This window comes from [Pseudopropionibacterium] massiliense (genome assembly GCF_900607225.1).
Taxonomy (GTDB): Bacteria; Actinomycetota; Actinomycetes; order Propionibacteriales; family Propionibacteriaceae; genus Arachnia; species Arachnia massiliensis.
The window spans coordinates 1,361,940-1,380,641 of the sequence record NZ_LR027842.1; the positions used below are offsets into that span (position 1 = coordinate 1,361,940).

Annotated in this window: 18 protein-coding genes and 1 tRNA gene; 12 read left to right on the forward strand and 7 right to left on the reverse strand. The window is 63.6% G+C overall.

Annotated features, from left to right (window positions below):
• The first annotated feature begins 21 nt into the window (after positions 1-21).
• Genes dapF through E0E39_RS05975 form a run of 3 tightly spaced genes read left to right on the forward strand, consistent with a single transcriptional unit; the run spans position 22 to position 4,249 of the window.
• Positions 22-846 carry a diaminopimelate epimerase gene (dapF, locus tag E0E39_RS05965; RefSeq protein WP_281275571.1) on the forward strand — a complete coding sequence of 275 codons (825 nt, stop codon included), beginning with the start codon at positions 22-24 and terminating at the stop codon, positions 844-846.
• Positions 847-882: 36 nt separating this feature from the next.
• Positions 883-2,277, forward strand: coding sequence for a GTPase HflX (gene hflX, locus E0E39_RS05970; RefSeq protein WP_130873913.1), 1,395 nt, complete (start codon positions 883-885; stop codon positions 2,275-2,277).
• Positions 2,270-4,249, forward strand: a complete 1,980-nt coding sequence (locus tag E0E39_RS05975) for an ATP-dependent DNA helicase (protein WP_130873914.1) — start codon at positions 2,270-2,272, stop codon at positions 4,247-4,249. Before hflX ends, E0E39_RS05975 begins: the two co-directional genes overlap by 8 nt.
• A gap of 42 nt (positions 4,250-4,291) precedes the next feature.
• On the opposite strand, the gene E0E39_RS05980 is transcribed toward E0E39_RS05975, so the two are convergent.
• Complete coding sequence (locus tag E0E39_RS05980) at positions 4,292-5,368, reverse strand: M23 family metallopeptidase (RefSeq protein ID WP_130873915.1); 1,077 nt, start codon at positions 5,366-5,368, stop codon at positions 4,292-4,294.
• Between the two features lie 609 nt (positions 5,369-5,977).
• A tRNA-Met gene (locus tag E0E39_RS05985) sits at positions 5,978-6,054 on the reverse strand.
• A 136-nt stretch (positions 6,055-6,190) separates the two neighbouring features.
• Between E0E39_RS05985 and E0E39_RS05990 the strand changes: the two genes are divergently transcribed.
• The 6 genes from E0E39_RS05990 to serA are packed head-to-tail and all read left to right on the forward strand — an operon-like array spanning position 6,191 to position 12,287.
• Positions 6,191-7,711, forward strand: a complete 1,521-nt coding sequence (locus E0E39_RS05990) for an ABC transporter substrate-binding protein (RefSeq protein WP_130873916.1) — start codon at positions 6,191-6,193, stop codon at positions 7,709-7,711.
• A gap of 28 nt (positions 7,712-7,739) precedes the next feature.
• On the forward strand, positions 7,740-8,672 hold the full coding sequence (locus tag E0E39_RS05995) for an ABC transporter permease (protein WP_425470612.1): 933 nt from the start codon (positions 7,740-7,742) through the stop codon (positions 8,670-8,672).
• Positions 8,672-9,481 carry an ABC transporter permease gene (locus tag E0E39_RS06000; RefSeq protein WP_130875640.1) on the forward strand — a complete coding sequence of 270 codons (810 nt, stop codon included), beginning with the start codon at positions 8,672-8,674 and terminating at the stop codon, positions 9,479-9,481. The genes E0E39_RS05995 and E0E39_RS06000 overlap by 1 nt, the downstream gene beginning before the upstream one ends.
• A complete protein-coding gene (locus E0E39_RS06005) occupies positions 9,478-10,305 on the forward strand; it encodes an ABC transporter ATP-binding protein (RefSeq protein ID WP_130873918.1) in 828 nt (275 codons plus the stop codon). Before E0E39_RS06000 ends, E0E39_RS06005 begins: the two co-directional genes overlap by 4 nt.
• Positions 10,302-11,066 (forward strand): ABC transporter ATP-binding protein, encoded by a 765-nt coding sequence (locus tag E0E39_RS06010; RefSeq protein WP_130873919.1) that lies wholly within the window; start codon positions 10,302-10,304, stop codon positions 11,064-11,066. Before E0E39_RS06005 ends, E0E39_RS06010 begins: the two co-directional genes overlap by 4 nt.
• 30 nt (positions 11,067-11,096) lie before the next feature.
• Positions 11,097-12,287, forward strand: a complete 1,191-nt coding sequence (gene serA, locus E0E39_RS06015) for a phosphoglycerate dehydrogenase (protein WP_130873920.1) — start codon at positions 11,097-11,099, stop codon at positions 12,285-12,287.
• Positions 12,288-12,298: 11 nt separating this feature from the next.
• Here the strand turns inward: serA and E0E39_RS06020 are convergent, their stop codons facing one another.
• The 4 genes from E0E39_RS06020 to E0E39_RS06035 are packed head-to-tail and all read right to left on the reverse strand — an operon-like array spanning position 12,299 to position 15,894.
• Positions 12,299-13,102: an inositol monophosphatase family protein gene (locus tag E0E39_RS06020; protein ID WP_130873921.1), complete on the reverse strand. Its 804-nt coding sequence runs from the start codon at positions 13,100-13,102 to the stop codon at positions 12,299-12,301.
• 28 nt (positions 13,103-13,130) lie between these two features.
• Positions 13,131-14,102: a ribosome small subunit-dependent GTPase A gene (rsgA, locus tag E0E39_RS06025; RefSeq protein WP_130873922.1), complete on the reverse strand. Its 972-nt coding sequence runs from the start codon at positions 14,100-14,102 to the stop codon at positions 13,131-13,133.
• Entirely contained in the window at positions 14,102-15,379 is a 1,278-nt protein-coding gene (gene aroA / locus E0E39_RS06030; RefSeq protein WP_130873923.1) for a 3-phosphoshikimate 1-carboxyvinyltransferase, read from the reverse strand. Before aroA ends, rsgA begins: the two co-directional genes overlap by 1 nt.
• Complete coding sequence (locus E0E39_RS06035; protein ID WP_165444659.1) at positions 15,376-15,894, reverse strand: DoxX family protein; 519 nt, start codon at positions 15,892-15,894, stop codon at positions 15,376-15,378. The genes aroA and E0E39_RS06035 overlap by 4 nt, the downstream gene beginning before the upstream one ends.
• 182 nt (positions 15,895-16,076) lie before the next feature.
• Between E0E39_RS06035 and E0E39_RS06040 the strand changes: the two genes are divergently transcribed.
• Positions 16,077-16,673, forward strand: a complete 597-nt coding sequence (locus E0E39_RS06040; protein WP_207302435.1) for a sigma-70 family RNA polymerase sigma factor — start codon at positions 16,077-16,079, stop codon at positions 16,671-16,673.
• Positions 16,670-16,936 (forward strand): zf-HC2 domain-containing protein, encoded by a 267-nt coding sequence (locus tag E0E39_RS06045; RefSeq protein WP_130873926.1) that lies wholly within the window; start codon positions 16,670-16,672, stop codon positions 16,934-16,936. The genes E0E39_RS06040 and E0E39_RS06045 overlap by 4 nt, the downstream gene beginning before the upstream one ends.
• A gap of 63 nt (positions 16,937-16,999) precedes the next feature.
• Here E0E39_RS06045 and E0E39_RS16765 read toward each other — a convergent pair whose 3' ends face one another.
• The gene (locus tag E0E39_RS16765; RefSeq protein WP_395858221.1) at positions 17,000-17,074 is read right to left on the reverse strand and encodes a 50S ribosomal protein bL37; all 75 of its coding nucleotides are present in this window, start codon (positions 17,072-17,074) and stop codon (positions 17,000-17,002) included.
• A gap of 85 nt (positions 17,075-17,159) precedes the next feature.
• Here E0E39_RS16765 and E0E39_RS06050 point away from each other — a divergent pair, with 85 nt between their 5' ends.
• Positions 17,160-18,608 (forward strand): sensor histidine kinase, encoded by a 1,449-nt coding sequence (locus E0E39_RS06050; protein WP_130873927.1) that lies wholly within the window; start codon positions 17,160-17,162, stop codon positions 18,606-18,608.
• Positions 18,609-18,702: the final 94 nt, after the last annotated feature.

Sequence of the window (18,702 nt, forward strand, 5' to 3'; positions counted from 1 at the left end):
TGAATCGGGCTGGAAGGATAGGTGGGCACTTTGTTCCGGTACACGTTCGCCAAGGGTCATGCCACCGGCAACGACTTCGTCATCATCGATGATCCGCACGGGATGCAGGACCTGAGCGCCGAAGCGGTCGCTGCGCTCTGCGACCGCCACACAGGTGTCGGAGGGGATGGCCTGCTCCGGGTGGTGCGTGCTGGTCAGGTTGCCGGACACGAATTCGATCCGGATCTGTGGTTCATGGACTACCGCAACGCCGATGGGTCGATCGCTGAGATGTGTGGAAATGGTCTACGGCTGTTCTCCCGCCACCTCCTGAACGATCAACTGGTTCAGAGCGGGGAATTCACCGTCGCAACCCGGGCAGGGCTCAAGCAGGTGCGGGTCGCTCGTGGGGGAATGATAGCGACGAATCTCGGGGTCGTTGATCTGGGGACTGAACCCATCACCGTCACCCACGAGGGGCGGACGTTCGCGGGACGGCCTGCTGATGTCGGCAATCCGCACGTCGTCGTGTTCACGGACCACGACCGCCTCCTGCAACTTGATCTCTCCAAGGCCCCTGTCTGGGAACCCGCAGCGGCTTTCCCCGCAGGCGTGAACGTCGAGTTCGTTCATGAGGCCATGCCCGGCGAGCTGCTCATGCGTGTTCACGAGCGTGGCTGTGGGGAAACCCTGAGCTGCGGCACAGGGGTGGTTGCCGCTGCAGCCGCCTACCGCGATCGCAGTGGATTCGAGGGTCCCGTACAGGTACGTGTTCGTGGCGGGGATCTGACCGTGACCTTCGAGGGCGATGAGGTCTGGTTGACCGGTCCGGCTGTGATCGTTGCTCGTGGCGAGTACTGGAGCTGAGAATTTGTCGTCGGGGCCTGAAAGAATGGTTCGACGATGAACACGTTCCTTCATACACAGCCGAGCCATGACGGTGATCAGTCCGAACTTGCCGAGCGACACTCGCTCAGGCGGGTCATCGGTGTGCGAACCGAACTGGAGGACGTCTCCGAGGTCGAGTACCGTCAGCTGCGGCTGGAACGCGTGGTGCTGGTCTCCGTGTGGACCTCCGGGACGCAGGAGGACGCCGACAACGCGATGGCCGAGCTGAAACTGCTGGCCGAGACCGCCGGTTCCGAGGTTCTGGAGGCCTTGGTGCAGCGGAGGAGCCAACCCGATCCCGCCACCTACATCGGACGAGGCAAGGTGGAAGAAGTGGCCGACGTGGTCCGCGCCACCGGCGCCGACACCGTCATCTGCGACGGGGAACTGCAACCGGCGCAGCTGCGGAACCTCGAGGATCGCATCAAGGTGAAGGTGGTGGACCGGACCGCGCTGATCCTGGACATCTTCGCCTCCCACGCGAAATCCGCGGAGGGCAAGGCCCAGGTGGAGCTCGCCCAACTGCAGTACCTGAAACAGCGCCTCCGCGGCTGGGGCGGAAACCTGTCCCGGCAGGCCGGAGGCCGTGCCGCCGGCGGCGCGGGCATCGGCGGCCGGGGGCCCGGCGAGACGAAACTCGAAACGGACAGGCGCCGTATCCACCACCGGATCGCGCAACTTCGCCGCAGGCTCCGCGAAATGGACGCCACCCGGGAGGGCAAACGCGCCGAGCGCCGCAGGAACCAGGTACCCAGCGTGGCGATCGTCGGCTACACCAACGCGGGCAAATCCTCATTGCTGAACCGGTTGACGGGAGCGGGAGTGCTCGTGGAGGACGCGCTGTTCGCCACGCTGGATCCCACCACCCGCCGCACCGAGACCCGGGACGGGAGGGTGTTCACGCTGACCGACACCGTGGGATTCGTCCGGCACCTTCCCCACGACCTGGTGGAGGCGTTCCGTTCGACACTGGAGGAGTCCACCGCCGCGGATCTTCTCCTTCACGTGGTTGACGCCTCGGATCCGGACCCCGAGGGACAGATCGCGGCAGTGCGTCAGGTGCTCGCCGAGATCGGCGCCAGCGATGTGCCGGAGCTGCTGGTCTGCAACAAGGCGGATCGCGCCGATGAGACCGCGCTGCTGACCCTGCGGGCCGGGCATCCCGGCTGTGTGGTGGTCTCCGCACGCACGGGACACGGTCTTGAGGAGCTGGCCGACGCGCTGGAGGCCCGTCTGCCGAATCCGGAGGTGCAGATCGAAACGCTCATTCCCTACGGCCGCGGTGACCTCATGGATCGCATCCACCGGACGGGAACCATCGAGACATTGGAGCACACCGGCGAGGGCACCAGGGTGCGTGCGCGTGTCCATCCCGGCCTGGCGGAGGAACTGAGCAGATACGGTGTCTGACCTCGCGGAACGGATCCTGGATCGGGTGGTTTCCGGGATTGGTGGGGGAGAGAGACCCGGTCAGGCGGCGATGGTGACGGCTGTCGCCGAATCCTTGGAGGGTGGTACCCACCTGCTCGTCCAGGCAGGAACCGGAACCGGTAAATCCCTTGGCTACCTGGCGCCGGCGCTGGCCCGGATCGTGGAACACGACGAAACCATCGTGATCGCGACGGCCACCCTGGCCCTCCAGGCCCAGCTCGCCGGTTCCGACATTCCCGCGGTCCTGGCCGCGGTCGAACAGATGACGGGAAAGCGTCCCCGGTCCTGCCTGTTGAAGGGACGCAACAACTACGCCTGCCTGTTTCGTGCTCGTGGCGAGGTGGCGGAAGGCGGCCAGGGAACCCTTCTGGGGGCGGCCGAGCTGAGTGAATCCAGTGCCTCCGGAAACCCCTCGAAGCTCGGGGTTGAGGTGTTGGCGCTACGTGAATGGGTGGAGGAGCAGCTCCTCGCGGGCGGTACCGGGGACCGTGATGACGCTCCGAGCCACACGACCACGGCCTGGCAGCAGGTCTCGATCCCGACCCGGGAGTGCCCGGGCGCATCTCGCTGTCCTTTCGGCGCGGAATGTTTCGTCGAGAGGTCACGGGAGTCGGCTCGTGCCGCGGACCTGATCGTCACCAACCATGCCCTGGTGGCGATCAATGCCATGCACGGCGGCACGGCACTCCCCGAGCACGAGGCGCTGATCATCGACGAGGCCCACGAGCTGACTGGACGTCTCACCACGGCCGCGACCGGGGAGCTGGGTGCGGGAGCCACGGAACGGGTGGTGAAACGTTGCCTGGCGTGGCTGGGGGGTGACCTGCTGGATGCGGTCGGCGAACTGCGCGATGCCCTGGCCGACAGCCCCACGGGGCGCATCACCGGGGTCGATGTGCCGTTGCCGGTGGCCTGTGCCGCGCTTCGCGACGCCTCGCGCCGGGCGATCAGCGAATTGGGAAGGGACAGGGACAACCCTGAACGCTCCCAGGCGGCCGGGGCTCTGGGGGAAACCTTCGACATCTCCGAACGGATCGCGCGGCTGGCTGATCAGGACGTGGTGTGGGTCAGCCGCTCGGACCAGGTGGGGGAGACGGCCCACGTCGCCCCGCTCTCGGTGGCGGGGCTGCTGCGGGAGCACGTGTTCGGGCGGGCAACCACCGTGCTCACATCCGCCACCCTCACGCTGGGAGGTGATTTCCGGGCCTTCGCCACCAGCATCGGGTTGAGTCCCGCCGGCGAGCCGGGTGGCGGCGCGGGAGGAACCGGGGAGCCCACCAGCTGGCGGGGAATCGACGTGGGCTCTCCCTTCGACTACGCCAGGCAGGGAATCCTGTATGCCGCAGCAGCGTTGCCCCCACCCGGTAGGGACGGGCTCACGGATGCCGTACTGGCCGAGATCGCACAACTCGTCTGGGCGGCCGGTGGGCGCACCCTCGGTCTGTTCGCCTCGCGCAGGAACGCCGAACAGGCGGTGACCTACTGCCGCCGGGTGCTGCCGGAGCTGGAGTTCCTGTGCCAGGGGGACGCGCAGCTTTCCGAGCTTCAGCAAAGCTTCAGGGAGAGACCGGCCACGAGCCTGTTCGGCACCATGTCCCTGTGGCAGGGCGTCGACGTTCCCGGGGAGACCTGCCAACTGGTCATCATCGACAAGATTCCTTTTCCCCGGCCCGACGATCCGCTGATGCAGGCGCGCAAGAAGGCCGTGGACGATGCGGGAGGCAATGGTTTCATGGCGGTGGCCGCCACCCATGCGGCATTGCTGCTGGCGCAGGGAGCCGGCCGGTTGATTCGGCGCGAGGACGACCGTGGTGTGGTTGCGATTCTCGACCCCCGCGTTGTCAGGGCCCGTTACGGGGGATTTTTGACCAGCTCCCTTCCGGGGTTCTGGCGCACGAAGGACCTGGACATCGCCGCCAACGCGTTGCTGAGGCTGCGCGGCGCCGAGTAGAGAACCCGGCGCCGCGCAGCTTGAGGAAGAGAAGGAGAGGCCTCACATGGAGATCCCGATCGATCGGAGGTAACTCATCGGGTTCGTGGCGGAGTACACGTCGCCCGGGGTGACCCCGGAGGGGTAGTACTCGAAGTGCAGATGGGCGCCGAAGCTGCGTCCGGTGCTGCCCACGTTCCCGATCTTCTGCCCGGCGGTGACCTGCTGTCCCACCTTCACGTCGGTACCACTCATGTGCGCGTACAGGGTTGAAGAACCATCAGCTGCGCGGATGACGACGTAGTTACCGGCCCAGGAACCGACATTCCCGCTGATCACGGTGCCGGAGGTCACGGCGTAGATGGGGGTGCCGCTGCTGGCTGCGAAATCCTGGCCCGTGTGGTATCGGGACCAACTTCCCGTGGCCCCGAAGGCAGCGCCGATCCGATAGCTTCCCTTCGCCAGGGGAGCTGCTGCTCCATTGGCGGTCGTGGTGCTGCTGGGAGCGGCTGCGTCACTGCTGGCGGTGGAGCTGGCGGATGATGTGCTGGAGGAGCTGCTCGTTCCGGAGCTGCCCCTCGTGTAGGAGTAGTTTCCTGAGCGGGTGCCGCTGTTGTAGGAGTTCTTGGAATATCCGGTCCGATTCTTGCCACCGGTGGAGCCGTGGCTCTTCTTGGACGAGCTGCTGTACTTCTTGCCGGTGGTGCCGGAAGAACTGCTGCGTTTCTTGGTGGTGGAGGTCGACTTCTTGGTGGTGGAGGTCGACTTCTTGGTGGTGGAGGTCGACTTCTTGGTGGTGGAGGTCGACTTCTTGGTGGTGGAGGTCGACTTCTTGGTGGTGGAGGTCGAGCTCTTGCGGTTGTTCGAGGAGTAGTGGCTGACGGTGTTCCCGCCGCTGGAGGCCGCCTGATCCGATTCGGAGTACGCGCGTCGAGGAGCGGGCTGCTCGTTGTTCTCGTGCTCGCTGGTGGCGGCGCGTTTCGGACTCGCGGTCTGCTCGGAATTGGACTTCTGATGACCCTGTTTCGTGGATTTCGCAGAGGCTGAGCCCTGCTCGCCGGATTTGTCGGCGATGGTGTCATGATGCCCCGCGGACGGATCGATCTCGGCGGCAGCCGCGTTCTGGGTGGCCAAGCCCATCGTCCCTATGCTTCCTGCCAGCACCAGTGCGGCGAGCGGACGACGCCAAGGAGCGGGCGGAGTCGGTAGGGCTCGGCGCGGGATGGCCCCCGGACCAAAGGCTGCGCAGCCACGACGAGGCTGAGTGGGCTTCAGGAATCCCATGGTCGGTCCTTTCGGTTGGAAGATGTCGTCAATCCTGAGGGTTTCTCAGGTTAAGTTCAAGTTTGCTTCAGGGTTCCGCGGGTCATCACAGAAAGATTGAGTGTTCAAATTGCTCTGACTAGGGATTTTACCGAGAAACTCTCACAGGAAACTCATAGGTTGGTTGAGGTTGGGGTCCATGGTGGGTGAGCGATAGCTGAGAATTTCCTCAGAGATGGAGTTCCTCGCTTCTGTTCATCGGTGCTGCACCTTCAAGGTGAGATGGTTCTTCGGTGTGCCGTGCGTCCGTCTTGTCGGGGGTGTGGCCGGGTGTCGTGTGGTGCTGGGGGCGTTCGCGCTGGATTTCCGCGGGATGGGAGCTCGGCGATGGGTGGGCACAAAAAAGGCGCCGGGTGAAACCCGGCGCCTTTGACGCCACGGCCTCGAGCCAAGCTCGAGGCCGCTTGCCCGGACTGACCGGACACTTGGTAGCGGGGACAGGATTTGAACCTGTGGCCTCCGGGTTATGAGCCCGGCGAGCTACCGAACTGCTCCACCCCGCGATGCTTGACCAACTTTACACGGGGCGTGGTGGAATGCCAAATCGGCTGGTCGGCGCGGTATTAACGTTGGAGAGTGTGTGACGGTTAGGATTGCCGAGGTCTTCATCGCCGTCCATCACGGGAGAGAAACGTAGACATGAGAACCAACCGGCCTTTCCGCAGTCTGACGGCCATGCTGGCCATGTTGCTGGGACTCAGCCTGGCGTTGGTGTCCTGTGGCAGATCCGGCGGGGCGGGTGCGGGACCCATCGTCCTCAATGTCGGTGCGACGACCGAGCCCACGGGCATGGATCCGGCCACTGACACGGGAGCGGGCACGCCATTCGTGCTGCTTTACAACGTCTACGAGACGCTGGTGCGCATCGATGAGAAGGGCGAGATCAAGCCGTTGCTGGCTCGTTCCTGGAGTGCCAGCTCCGACGGTAGCGTCTACACCTTCAAATTGGAGCCCAACGCTACTTTTGCATCTGGAAGGCCCGTGGACGCGGCGGCGGTCATCGCTTCCTTCGAGCGTACACGGAATGGCGAGAGCACCACCGAGGTGCTCAAGAAGCAGATGGGTCGTGTCAAGGAGATGCGCGCCGTCGATGAGCACACGGTGGAGGTGGCCCTGACGGGTCCCAGTCGGCGCTGGCTCTATGACATCACATCCACGGCTGGGATCATCTACGATCTTTCCTCCGAGCAGAACCTGAGCGAGCAACCCGCCGGATCGGGCCCCTATGTCTTCTCGCGTCATGACATCGGCTCCATGGTCTCCTTGGTGCGGAACAACGCATACTGGGGGACCGGGCCGCGTGTGGACGAGGTGAATTTCAGGTATTATTCCGACGCGAATGCCATGGTTGCGGCCATGCTTTCGGGGGAGTTGGACATCGTCTCCAATCTGACGGTGCCACAGTCCGTCGGGCAGTTCTCCGACACATCCCGCTTCAAGGTGCTCGAGGGAACCACGAACGGGGAGGTGGTGCTTGGCTTCAACCACAGCAATCCCGCTCTCGCCGACCTCAAGGTCAGGCAGGCCATCAACTATGCCATTGATCGCAAGGCCATCCTGGACGGCGCCTGGGGTGGGAAGGGAACGCTGATCGGCTCAATGGTTCCTCCCACCGATCCGTGGTACGAAGACCTCTCGAACACCTATCCGCACGATTCTGCCAAGGCGAAGCAACTTCTCGAGGAGGCCGGCTACGCCAGTGGCTTGACGTTGCGTCTTCGAGTGCCAACCCTGCCGTACGGTCCTCCTGTCGCTAAACTCGTCGCAGCCCAGTTGCGTGAGGTCGGTATTGATGTGAGTGTAGAGGAATTGGACTTCTCCACCTGGCTGAAACAGGTGTACAGCCAGCACGACTATGACATGACAGTCGTGGCTCACGTCGAACCCTGGGATCTTTCCCAGTTCGCCAATCCGAATTACTACTGGCAGTACAACAATCCTCAGTTCACCGAGCTGATCAGCAAAGCTGATGGCTCCGCAACCGAGGAGGAACAGGAGACTACTTTGAAGCAAGCAGCCAAGATGCTGGCGGATGACGCGGCGGCCGACTGGTTGTTCCTGCTCCCCAATCTGGTCATCACCACGACCGAGATCTCGGGGATAACGACGAACACCACCGGGTTGTCGTTCGACATGACCCACGTCGCAACCAGCCGCTGAGGTGCTTCGAAGAGACCTCGGCCGACGGGTGGTCGGTCTTGTGGCGAGCCTGCTGGTGGCCTCGTTCCTGATATTCCTGGTCGCCAACGCGCTGCCCGGTAGTATCGCCAACGTGGTGCTCGGGACCCAAGCAAGTGCCCAGGAGATCGCCGCTTTCGAAGAACGTCACGGACTGAACCGTCCCTTGCTGGTTCGGTACATCGAATGGATTCGTGGGATCGTGGTCGGTGATTTCGGCATCACCTTCATCGGTGGGCGCGACGTTGCGGAAGAGATACTTTCGCGACTCGGCGTTTCGGTTTGGTTGGTGATATTTGGAATGATCTTTGCATTGGTGATTGCGATTCCGCTTGGCTCATTCGCCGCCTTGAAGCGACGGACTGCGAGCGGGTTCATCGCGTCCATGCTCTCCCAGGCAGGTTTGTCGATTCCTGCTTTCTGGGCCGGTATGTGGTTGGTCATTCTTTTCGCGGTGAACCTGCGGTGGCTTCCCGCAGGTGGATATGTCCCCCTGAGTCGCGATCCGGCGGGTTGGGCAACGCACCTGGTGCTTCCCGTGGCTTCCTTGGCGCTCGTCCAAGGAAGCCTCCTCTCGAGATATGTTCGAAGTGCCGTGATCGAGGTGGTCAGTGAGGATTGGTTCCGAACCGCCCGCGCGGTTGGGTGGTCCAGGCTGGGTGCGCTGCTGCGTCATGGGACACGTAACATTGCGATATCGCTTCTCACGGTCATCGGGCTTCAAATGGCAACATTGTTGGTGGGAACAATCGTCATAGAGCAGGTGTTTGCCATCCAAGGACTGGGTTCGCGGTTGTTGTTGGCAGTTTCTCAACGTGATCTGGTGCTGGTCCAGGGAATCGTCCTGATCCTCGTGTGGGTAGTTCTGGTGATCAATTTCGTGGTGGATCTGGTGTACCAAGTGATTGACCCGAGGCTGAGAGAAACGGGATTGACGTCATGATGCGCCGCTCGAATCTGGTTTTTGGGATGTTGCTGCTTTCTGGCGTGTTTCTGCTCGCACTGGTGGGGGCATTCTGGACTCCCTACGAGCCGGTGGCCGTCACTGGCGGCATCCGCGAGGTGCCATCTGCGGCACATTGGCTGGGCACCGATGGCGGTGGGTTTGATATCGCCAGTCGTTTGATGACCGGAGCGAAGCTGGTTCTCCTCGTCGGGTTGGGATCGGTTGTCGGGGCTGGTTTGATCGGTATTCCTGCAGGAATTGTCGCGGGGATGTCACGTGGTTGGGGGTCTTCTTTGATCGCGCGGGGAGCCGATGTGCTCTACGGTTTCCCCGCCCTGCTGCTGGCCATCCTCTTCGCGGCTGCGCTCGGCGGATCCGTCTGGACCGCTCTCATGGCCATTGCCTTGTCCACGATTCCGAGTTTTGTACGGATTGCCCGCGCCGCGACCATGCAGGTGATGGGGTTGGCTTTCATCGAGGCTGCACGGCTTTCCGGTACTCCGCGCCGACACATCGCTCTCAGGCACGTATTGCCCAACGTTGCCCCGGTGCTGGGCGTGCAGGCCAGCGTCAGCGTCGGCATCGCCATCCTGGCGGAGTCCGGGCTTTCCTATCTGGGGCTGGGCTCTGGAACGGATGCACCGACATGGGGACGAATGCTGCAGGAGGCGCAGAAGGAGATCTTCGTGGCTCCCGTGATCGCTTTGTGGCCCGGGTTGGCCATAGCGGCGGCGACCATGGGGTGCAACCTGCTCGGGGACGGGCTTCGCGATCTTCTCGACCCCAAACTTCGGGAGTTGACGTGAATCTTCTGGAGATCGAGGATCTGCGGGTCACCTTCGGGCGACGCCGGAAAGTGGCGGTGGACGGGGTTTCGTTCGTCCTGGGGGAACGGGAGCGTCTCGGTATCATCGGACAGTCAGGTTCTGGAAAAACCGTGATAGCGCTGTCCATCATGGGGCTGCTTCCCGAGAATGCCCAGGTCAGCGGGTCGATCCGCTTGGCAGGCAGGGAGCTCGTGGGACGCCCCGAGAAGGAACTGCGGAAGCTTCGCGGAGACGCCGTCTCGATGGTTTTCCAAGAACCCATGACTGCGCTGGACCCGACCATGCGGGTCGGCCGCCAGGTGGGCGAGGTGGTGGCCCTGCACCACGGCGAACGCAGAGGAGGAATCCGGTCCCTCGTTCTGGAGTGGCTGGATCGTGTCGGGCTGCCGGAGCCCGAACGCATTGCCGACTCCTTCCCACATCAGCTTTCTGGCGGGCAACGACAGCGTGCCCTGATCGCCATGGCCCTGGCAAACCGGCCGGACCTGGTGATCTGTGATGAACCGACCACCGCGCTCGACGTGATCGTGCAGAAACAGATCCTCGACCTACTCGACGCCGAGTTCACGGGCCGGGCCGCGCTGTTCGTCAGTCACGACCTGGCGGTGGTTCGGCAGATCTGCCGACGAGTGATGGTCGTTCTTGACGGGAGGATTGTTGAGCATGGCCCAATCGAGGAAGTGATTGATTCCCCACAGCATCCTTACACCCACGGCTTGGTTGCCTCTGCGCGTTTGTCCGACGTGGCTCCCGGAGAACGGCTCCCGACCGTGGCTGACTACTGGCAGGGGGCGGAGGAATGAACGCGCTTCTCGAGCTGGATGGCGTCGATGTGATCTTTCACCGCGGCCGCAGAACCTTCCAGGCCCTCCGCAAGGTGAGCGTGGCCATCCTTGCGGGGGAGCGGGTGGGGCTGGTCGGCGGCTCCGGTTCGGGCAAGACAACCATGCTGAGGACCCTGCTGGGGCTGGTTCGTCCCGCAGCGGGCGAGGTGCGCTGTGAGGGCCGCCGGATCGATGGACTACCCGACAAAGACCTCGCCGATGTCCGAAGCAGGGTGTCGCTTGTCTCCCAGGACCCGAACGCCTCCTTGAATCCGCGTATGAAATTACGGGACATCGTTGCCGAGCCACTCCGCTCACCGTGGCTGAAAGTTCGGAAAGGAGAAGAAGACGTTGTCGCGGCGGCCATCAGGGGCGTAGGACTGGACGTTGCGATGCTGGAACGGTTTCCTCACGAACTGTCCGGGGGGCAGCGCCAGCGGGTCGCCATTGCTCGGGCACTGGTGAGTTCGCCGGATCTGCTGATCGCCGATGAACCCGTCTCCGCCCTCGACGTCTCCGTTCGTGCCCAGGTGCTGAATCTGCTCGGTGAAGCCGTTCGGGAAAGAAACCTGGCGATGCTGTTCGTCAGCCATGACCTGGCAGTAGTGCGGCACCTGTGCGAACGGGTCGTTGTGATGGATGGGGGGCGGATCGTCGAGGAAGGTCCCGTGGATGAGGTCTTCGAGGAGCCACGTCACAAGTACACGCAGAGGTTGTTGGAGGCCACTCTTTCCTTGTGACCATGGGACGCGGTTGTAACATGACCTGCCGTGAAGGCCCTGCTTCTAGAGAACATCCATTCCGAGGCCGTCCGCGCACTTGAGAGCCGCGGCCACGAGGTCGAGGTGCGTTCCAGTGCACTCGATGAAACCGAACTGATCGATGCCCTTGATGGCGTCGAACTTCTCGGTATCCGCTCCCGAACACACGTCACCGAACAGGTGTTGAAAACCCACCCGCACCTGGTTGCGGTCGGGGCATTCTGCATCGGGACCAACCAGATCGATCTTCCAGCCGCCACAGCCGCGGGGGTTGCCGTGTTCAACGCCCCCTACTCCAACACGCGCTCCGTCGTGGAGCTGGCGCTCGGAGAGATCATCACCATGGCTCGGCGCCTGGGAGACAGGAACGCCAGCATGCACGCGGGCATCTGGGACAAATCGGCGACGGGGTCTCACGAGGTACGGGGCAGGACCCTCGGAATCGTCGGCTACGGAAACATCGGTTCTCAGCTGTCGGTGTTGGCGGAGAGCCTTGGCATGAAGGTCTACTTCTACGACATCGTGGATCGCCTTGCCCTGGGCAATGCCACCCGGGTGTACAGCCTGCAGGAGTTGTTCGAACGCTGCGAGACCATCACGCTGCACGTGGACGGCAGAGCATCCAATGCTCACATGATCGGGGAGAAGGAGTTCGCCCAGATGCGGCCGCGAACCCTTTTCCTGAACCTGTGCAGAGGGAACGTCGTTGACGTCGATGCGTTGGCGGCAGCCCTGAGGTCGGGACACATCGCAGGTGCAGCGGTCGACGTATTCCCGGGCGAGCCCACGAGCAGGGAGGAACCCTTCGTGTCACCTCTGCAGGGTATTCCGAACGTCATCCTCACCCCGCACGTCGGCGGATCCACCCAGGAGGCGCAGGTCGACATCGGCCGCTACGTGGCCGGCAAACTCGCCGACTACGAGGCCTATGGAAACACATCGATGTCCGTCAATCTTCCCGAGGTCTCCGTCTCCGCGCCGGGAGCGGAGCGCATTCTGCACCTGCACCGGAATGTTCCCGGGGTGCTGGCGCGGCTCAACCACGCGCTCGCATCCCACAACATGAACATCGGTTCCCAGACCCTGGCCACCTCGGGCGCGTACGGTTACGTCGTCACAGACGTCTCCGGCCAACGTTACGAGGGCCTACTGGCCGAACTCCAGGACCTTGAGGAGAGCATCCGGGTGCGGATGATCTGAAAGAAGCTCCGTCACCCGGCCTCGGAGGGGCGCAGCCTTTCGAGGACGATGTCGTGGAGCAGGCCGTTGGTCGCCAAGGCGTTTCCGTGGTACGGGCCCGGTTCACCGTCGATGCTGGTGAACCGGCCGCCGGCCTCGCGGACGATGATGTCGAGCGCAGCCATGTCGTAGAGTGCGAGCTCCGGTTCGCAGGCGATGTCCACGGCTCCCTCGGCAACCAGCATGTAGCTCCAGAAGTCGCCGTAGCCACGGGAACGCCAGCATTCGCGCATCAGGTCGACGAAACCCTGGCCGCGCCCGGATTCAACCCAACCGTTGATGCTCGCGTAGGACAGGGATGCGTCGGAAAGTTGTGACACCCGGCTGGTGTGGATCTGGGTGGCGTTCAGAATCGAACGACCCGTGTAGGCACCACCCTCCAGGCTGGCCCACCAGCGGCGCCCGAGCGCTGGGGCGGAGACCACGGAAGCGACGATCTGTCCGTCCACTTCGAGGGCGATGAGCGTCGCCCACACCGGAACCCCGCGCAGATAGTTCGCGGTCCCGTCGATCGGGTCGATGATCCAGCGGCGATTGGACTCTCCGGTGTCCTGCATCTCCTCGCCGTGAACGGCGTCGCGGGGCCGGGTGCGGGACAGGGTGCGCCGGATCGACTCCTCCACGGCAGTGTCGGCCTCCGTGACCGGGGTGGAATCCGGTTTGGTCCTGATCCTCAGGTCCTGGGCCTTGAAACGGCTCATGGAGATGGAGTCGGCATCATCGGCCATCACATGAGCCAGGCGGACGTCATCGGTGAGTTCTTTGCTGGCGACCATGTTCCTAAGGTAGCCGAGACCTCAGCCGTCAGGCGAAGGCCCGCTCCATACGCCGGAAGGAGAACAGCCTTTCCGCGCAGAGCCTGCCGGAGCGAACTGCTTCGTCAAGAGCACATTCCGGTGCGGATGAGTCGTGCCGACAGCCTCGAGGGCAGTCGGCGACGAACTCCTCGAGGTCCGGGAAGGCCCCGATGAAGGCGTCTGTGTGAACATGGCTGATCCCGAAGGAACGCACACCAGGAGTGTCGATGATCCAGCCGCCATCGGGAAGGGCGATGGCAGCGGCCGAGGTGGATGTGTGGCGGCCCTTGCCGGTCACGTCGCTGACCGCTCCGGTGGCCCTGCCCGTTCCGGGAACCAGCGCATTGACCAAGGTTGATTTTCCCACTCCGGAATGGCCGATCAGTACCGTCATGTGATGTCTCAACAGGTCTTGGACGGGGGAGAGATCGCTTCCGGGGCGGACAACAACGATGGGGATCTCCAAAGGGGTGTACGAGGCGCGGAGCTCATCGGGGGAAGCGAGGTCAGCCTTGGTCAGGCACAGGATCGGGGAGACGTGGGCATCGTAGGCGGCGACCAGAATGCGGTCGATCATTCCCGTTCTTGGTTCCGGGTCCGCCAGCGCAGTCACGATCATCAACTGATCAGCGTTGGCGACGATGGGACGCTCGAACGTGTCAGCGTCATCGGCGGAACGGCGCAACCATGTGCGACGCTCTTCGACCTCGACGATACGAGCGAGTGATCCGTCCGTGCCGGAGACGTCACCGTCCAACTTCACCCGGTCTCCGACGATGACGCCCTTGCGCCCCAGGATGCGTGCCTTCGTGGCGGTGACCGCAGTACCGTCGTCGAGAAAACAGCGATACCTGCCTCGATCGATGGAAACAACCAGAGCACCCGGAGCGCTCGAGTAGTCGGGGCGATCCTTGGTGCGGGGGCGATTGCGTTTCCGGGGACGGTCGAAGGCCGCGTGGTCGTCCTGCCAGCGTGTCATCAGGCGGTCACCAGGCGATTCCACAGTCGCGGAAAATCCGGCATGGTCTTCGAGACGCAGCCAATGTCATCGACGGCCGTTCCCGGCCTGTTCAATGCGATGATCGCAGCGAAGTGCACCATGCGGTGATCAGCATAGGAGGACAACACGGCGGGGTCTCCTGCCTCAGGCCTGCCCACGATCTCCAAACCGTCGCGCTGCTCGGCGACCGTGACACCCAACTTCCGGAGCTCGGCCGTGAGCGCGGCCAGACGATCGGTCTCGTGGCCGCGGATGTGAGCGATCCCCGTGATCCGGCTGGTTCCCTCTGCCTGCGCGGCGAGAGCGGCCACGACGGGGGTCAGCTCCGAGGCGCCGTGCAGATCGATGTCAATCCCTCGCAGCCGATCGGGACCGGTGACGGTCACGTTCTCCTGATCGCGGGTCGTGGTGCATCCCATCCGTTCCACCACGTCCAAGAACTGCTCGCCCGGTTGAAGGCTGGACCCGGGCCAGCCCGACACCGTGACGGAGCCGCCCGTGGCGGCGCCAGCAGCCAAGAAGACCGCAGCATTGGTCAGGTCCGGTTCGACACGAAGATCGAGGGGCATGACGGGACCGGCCTGGACCCGCCACGAGAAGGCATCCGTCCCATCCTCATCAATGCGCACGCCGCGGGCGCGCAGCATCGCCAGGGTCATCGCCACGTGAGGTTGGGAAGGCACGGACTCTCCGATGTGGCGCAGCCTGAGGCCTGAGGGCAGACGTGCCCCGACCAGCAGCAGCCCGGAGAGAAACTGGCTGGAAGCGGAAGAATCCACCGTCACGTCGGGGTCGCTCGCGAGCGGGCCCGGGAACACGGTGAAAGGTAGTGAATCGGCATCGACTCTCGCGCCCAGCTGACGCAAAGCGCTCAGAAGACCGGACATCGGGCGAGCGGCGGCCTGCGGGTCGCCGAAGAAACGGGTGGGGGTATCGGCCAGGAGCGCCAACGGGGGGATGAAGCGCATCACAGTACCGGCCAAGCCGCAGTCGATACCCTCCGGCGCCCCGTGAAAACGTTCCGGAGGGACGACGTGTAACGTGCCCGGGCCGAGTTCCTTGATGACTGTCCCGAGAGCGCGCAACGCACCAATCATGAGATCGCAGTCCCGCGACTCCAGTGCTCCTGTCAGCGTCGACGGACCACTCGCGAGTGAGGACAACACCAGCGCCCGGTTCGTCTCGGATTTGGAGCCGGGCACCTCGACGACTCCCCGGACTGCTGTTTCAGCCGTCGCGAGGAAGACAACGCTCAGGACGCCACCGCCTGACGCGCCTTCTTGGCAGCCCGCGCCTTCGCGCGGCGAAACCTGTGTGGGGAGTTCCTGCGGCGCCAGGATGCACTGGGGCGGCCTTGAAGATCCTGGGTCGCCAACAGGGAGGCACCGAGGAGCGCCACGTTCTTCAGCACATCGGGGCGGCGTTCCTGCTTTTCGTCGGGGTCAGCGTCCTTGTCGGGAAGGGCCACTGCGATGTTCAGGATACTGGCCTTGGCGAGTAGGCAGGCACCGATACGGCGGCCGATCCCGGTTGCGAACATCACGCCACCGACGACTTCGACGGCGCCGCAGATACGCACCCAGGACTCGGCACGATCAGGTACGTGCGAGGAATAGCCTGAGGGTACGACTCGCTGCACGAGGGGAGTGAAGCGAGACGTGAACGCCTCGGCTTCCGGCGCCAGCTCGGCTGGTGAGCTGACCTTGCGCACGCCATCGGCGACGAAGGCGCTGGCGAAAAGGCTACGGGCTAGGAAGCGCAACAGACTCATGGCTCCAAACTTACCCATGTCCACGCCCGGTTGGAACGGCCGGGGGGCGATTTCGTGGACATTGGGTGGGTGAAGTCGGGAATTTTTCCCGGTCTCCTGCGTGTTCCCTCCACATGACACCTGCCGCCCTGTCGACGGACCCTCCTTGGGTGTGGAACCGGACACCGGTATGTTCTTCCGTGATGGAAGAAACGGAAACCACGCTCCTGGACGCAGCGGAGCTCGGATTCGCGTTCGAGAACGAGGCCCTGACCCATCTCGATCGCCTCTATTCGGCTGCCCTGCGCATGACCCGGAATCCCGCCGACGCCGAGGATCTGGTGCAGGAGACCTATGTGAAGGCTCTGAGAGGCCGCGACTCGTTCAGGCCCGGCACCAACATGAAGGCCTGGCTGTACCGGATCCTCACCAACGCCTACATCAACTCCTACCGGAAGGCCACCCGCTCACCACGGACGAGTGGCGACGAGGAGGTCACGGACTGGCAACTGGCGAGAGCCGCATCCCACGACTCCCAGGGCCTGCGTTCGGCAGAGATGGAGGCCCTTGACAACACCCCGGACACCGTTGTCGCGGAGGCGATGGCCGGGCTCGCCGAGAACTACCGGCTGGCGGTGTACCTCTCCGATGTCGAGGGATTCAGTTACAAGGAGATAGCCGCCATCATGGGAACCCCGATAGGAACCGTCATGTCCCGCCTGAATCGTGGTCGGGCACAGCTGCGCAAAGCTCTCGCCGCCTACGCCGCTGAACGTGGTATCGGAGGTGCCAGGGCATGAGCGATCCTGACATGTCGGGCCATGAGCACGATGGAATGGACGAGTGCGTGCGGGCTCTGGACGCGGTGCACGCCTTCCTTCACGGAGAACTGCCAGAAACGGAGGCCGATCGTGTGCGACACCATCTTCACGCCTGCGAGCGATGTATGGAGAGCTTCGAAATCGAATCCGTCATCACCGCGATGATCCGCCGAAGCCAGCCGGCCACCGCCGCTCCGGCAGCGCTGCGCGACAAACTCACGGTCCTCTGCCTCTCTTCCTGAATCTTTCCGAGAACCGACGCCCCCGTTCCTGATGTAGGAACGGGGGCGAATCGCCTCCACGTGTCAGGCGTTGGGACGCTTGCCGTGGTTGGCCTTGCTCTTGCGACGTGCGCGACGTTTACGACCGGTCTTGCCCATCGGGGCCTCCTTCTTCGAGTTGCGACGGCCCATTGTGCCAGATGCCTCGTAGCGCCACCAGCCGGGACGATGGCAGAGTAGGGTCATGGCGAGGACACATCTCCCCGAGGAACTCTCCGACTCCGACTGGCTCCTGGCCTTCCAGGGGCAGTGGCACCTGTTGAGTGACCTGTCCTTCTCGGATCTTCTGTTGTGGGTTCCCGAGGAGGACGGCCCCGATTGTGAAGTGTTCACGTGCGTGGCCCAGATCCGTCCGGTGACCGGTCCGACAGCCCTGGAGGATGACGTCATCGGGGAACAGATCGCCTACGAACTGGACCACCAGGTGGTGGTGGCGTACATGAGCCACGAGATCAGCGAAACCAGCGACAACGCGTTGTCCGCCGGTATCCCTGTGGACGTGTGGGCGATACCCATCCTCAGGGGAGGGCGTTGCATAGCTGTGCTGGAGCGTCACACCAACCAGATGGGGATGCGCGCCACCGGGATCCTGGAGGAGAACTACCTCGAGGCCGCGGACATCCTGACCAGTATGATCCTCGAGGGAGATTTCCCCTTGGCGCCGGTTTCCGACAAGGCATTCGCCCCCCGGGTCTGCGATGGGGTGCTCCGGGTTCAGCCGGGGGGGCGGATAAGCTACGCCTCACCGAATGCGATCACCGCCTTCCGGCGCCTGGGCGCGCAGGGCGACATTGCGGACGAGGATTTCGCCACCCTGATACGGAGTGTCATGCGAGGTGTCGAATCCATGGGCCAGACCGTGCAGGCCGATCTGGCGGAACAGCGCAGTGTTGTATTTGACGTGGAACAGCCACGTGCTTCCATGCGTGTGGTGGTGCTTCCACTCGTGGTGCAGGACGAGCCGATGGGTTCCTTGATCCTCTGTCGTGACACCACGGACCTTCGGAGCCGGGATCGCATGCTCGTGACCAAGGACGCCACCATCCGGGAGATCCACCATCGGGTCAAGAACAATCTCCAGACGGTGGCTGCTCTGCTGCGGATGCAGGCTCGGCGGATCAAATCCGAGGAGGGTCGGGAGGCGTTGCAGGACGCGATGCGCAGGGTTTCGTCCATAGCCGTCGTGCACGACATGCTGAGCCACAACTCGGACGAGGATGTGATCTTCGATGGCGTGTGTGATCGCATTCTCCGCATGATTGGTGATCTCGCCGCCACATCGGGAGCGGTCGAAGCAGTTCGTGTGGGCAGTTTCGGGGAAATCAGGGCCGAGACCGCCACGTCCCTGGCCATGATGATCACAGAGCTCTGCCAGAACGCCGTGGAGCACGGTTTGGATGGCGGAACGGGACGCATCGAGGTGAGACCGGAACAGTCGGAGGACGGACTGGTCATCGACGTGGTTGACGACGGAGCGGGCCTGCCCGAAGGATTCATCCTCGGGCGTCAGACCAGTCTTGGCCTGGCTATCATCTCAACGCTGGTCGGAGACCTGGGTGGAACGCTGGAGATTGGGGATCGGGAGGACGGGCCTGGTGCGTGTGCCCGCTTGGTGTTGCCCCCGCTGTCGTGATCCCATCCTCCAAACTGGCGGGACAAGAGACTCCTGGCCCGCCGTGTGACGTGCTGGTTGGCCCTGACTTCTTCGCTGCGGCTCTCCCGTGCGA

What these genes read in the sequence shown, in the direction of transcription:
- hflX (WP_130873913.1), top strand. Translation starts at nt 883, where the DNA reads ATGAACACGTTCCTTCATACACAGCCGAGCCATGACGGTGATCAGTCC.
- E0E39_RS05980 (WP_130873915.1), bottom strand. Translation starts at nt 5,368, where the DNA reads ATGGGCTTGGCCACCCAGAACGCGGCTGCCGCCGAGATCGATCCGTCC.
- E0E39_RS05990 (WP_130873916.1), top strand. Translation starts at nt 6,191, where the DNA reads ATGAGAACCAACCGGCCTTTCCGCAGTCTGACGGCCATGCTGGCCATG.
- E0E39_RS06000 (WP_130875640.1), top strand. Translation starts at nt 8,672, where the DNA reads ATGCGCCGCTCGAATCTGGTTTTTGGGATGTTGCTGCTTTCTGGCGTG.
- E0E39_RS06010 (WP_130873919.1), top strand. Translation starts at nt 10,302, where the DNA reads ATGAACGCGCTTCTCGAGCTGGATGGCGTCGATGTGATCTTTCACCGC.
- E0E39_RS06020 (WP_130873921.1), bottom strand. Translation starts at nt 13,102, where the DNA reads ATGGTCGCCAGCAAAGAACTCACCGATGACGTCCGCCTGGCTCATGTG.
- rsgA (WP_130873922.1), bottom strand. Translation starts at nt 14,102, where the DNA reads ATGACACGCTGGCAGGACGACCACGCGGCCTTCGACCGTCCCCGGAAA.
- E0E39_RS06035 (WP_165444659.1), bottom strand. Translation starts at nt 15,894, where the DNA reads ATGAGTCTGTTGCGCTTCCTAGCCCGTAGCCTTTTCGCCAGCGCCTTC.
- E0E39_RS06040 (WP_207302435.1), top strand. Translation starts at nt 16,077, where the DNA reads ATGGAAGAAACGGAAACCACGCTCCTGGACGCAGCGGAGCTCGGATTC.
- E0E39_RS06045 (WP_130873926.1), top strand. Translation starts at nt 16,670, where the DNA reads ATGAGCGATCCTGACATGTCGGGCCATGAGCACGATGGAATGGACGAG.
- E0E39_RS06050 (WP_130873927.1), top strand. Translation starts at nt 17,160, where the DNA reads ATGGCGAGGACACATCTCCCCGAGGAACTCTCCGACTCCGACTGGCTC.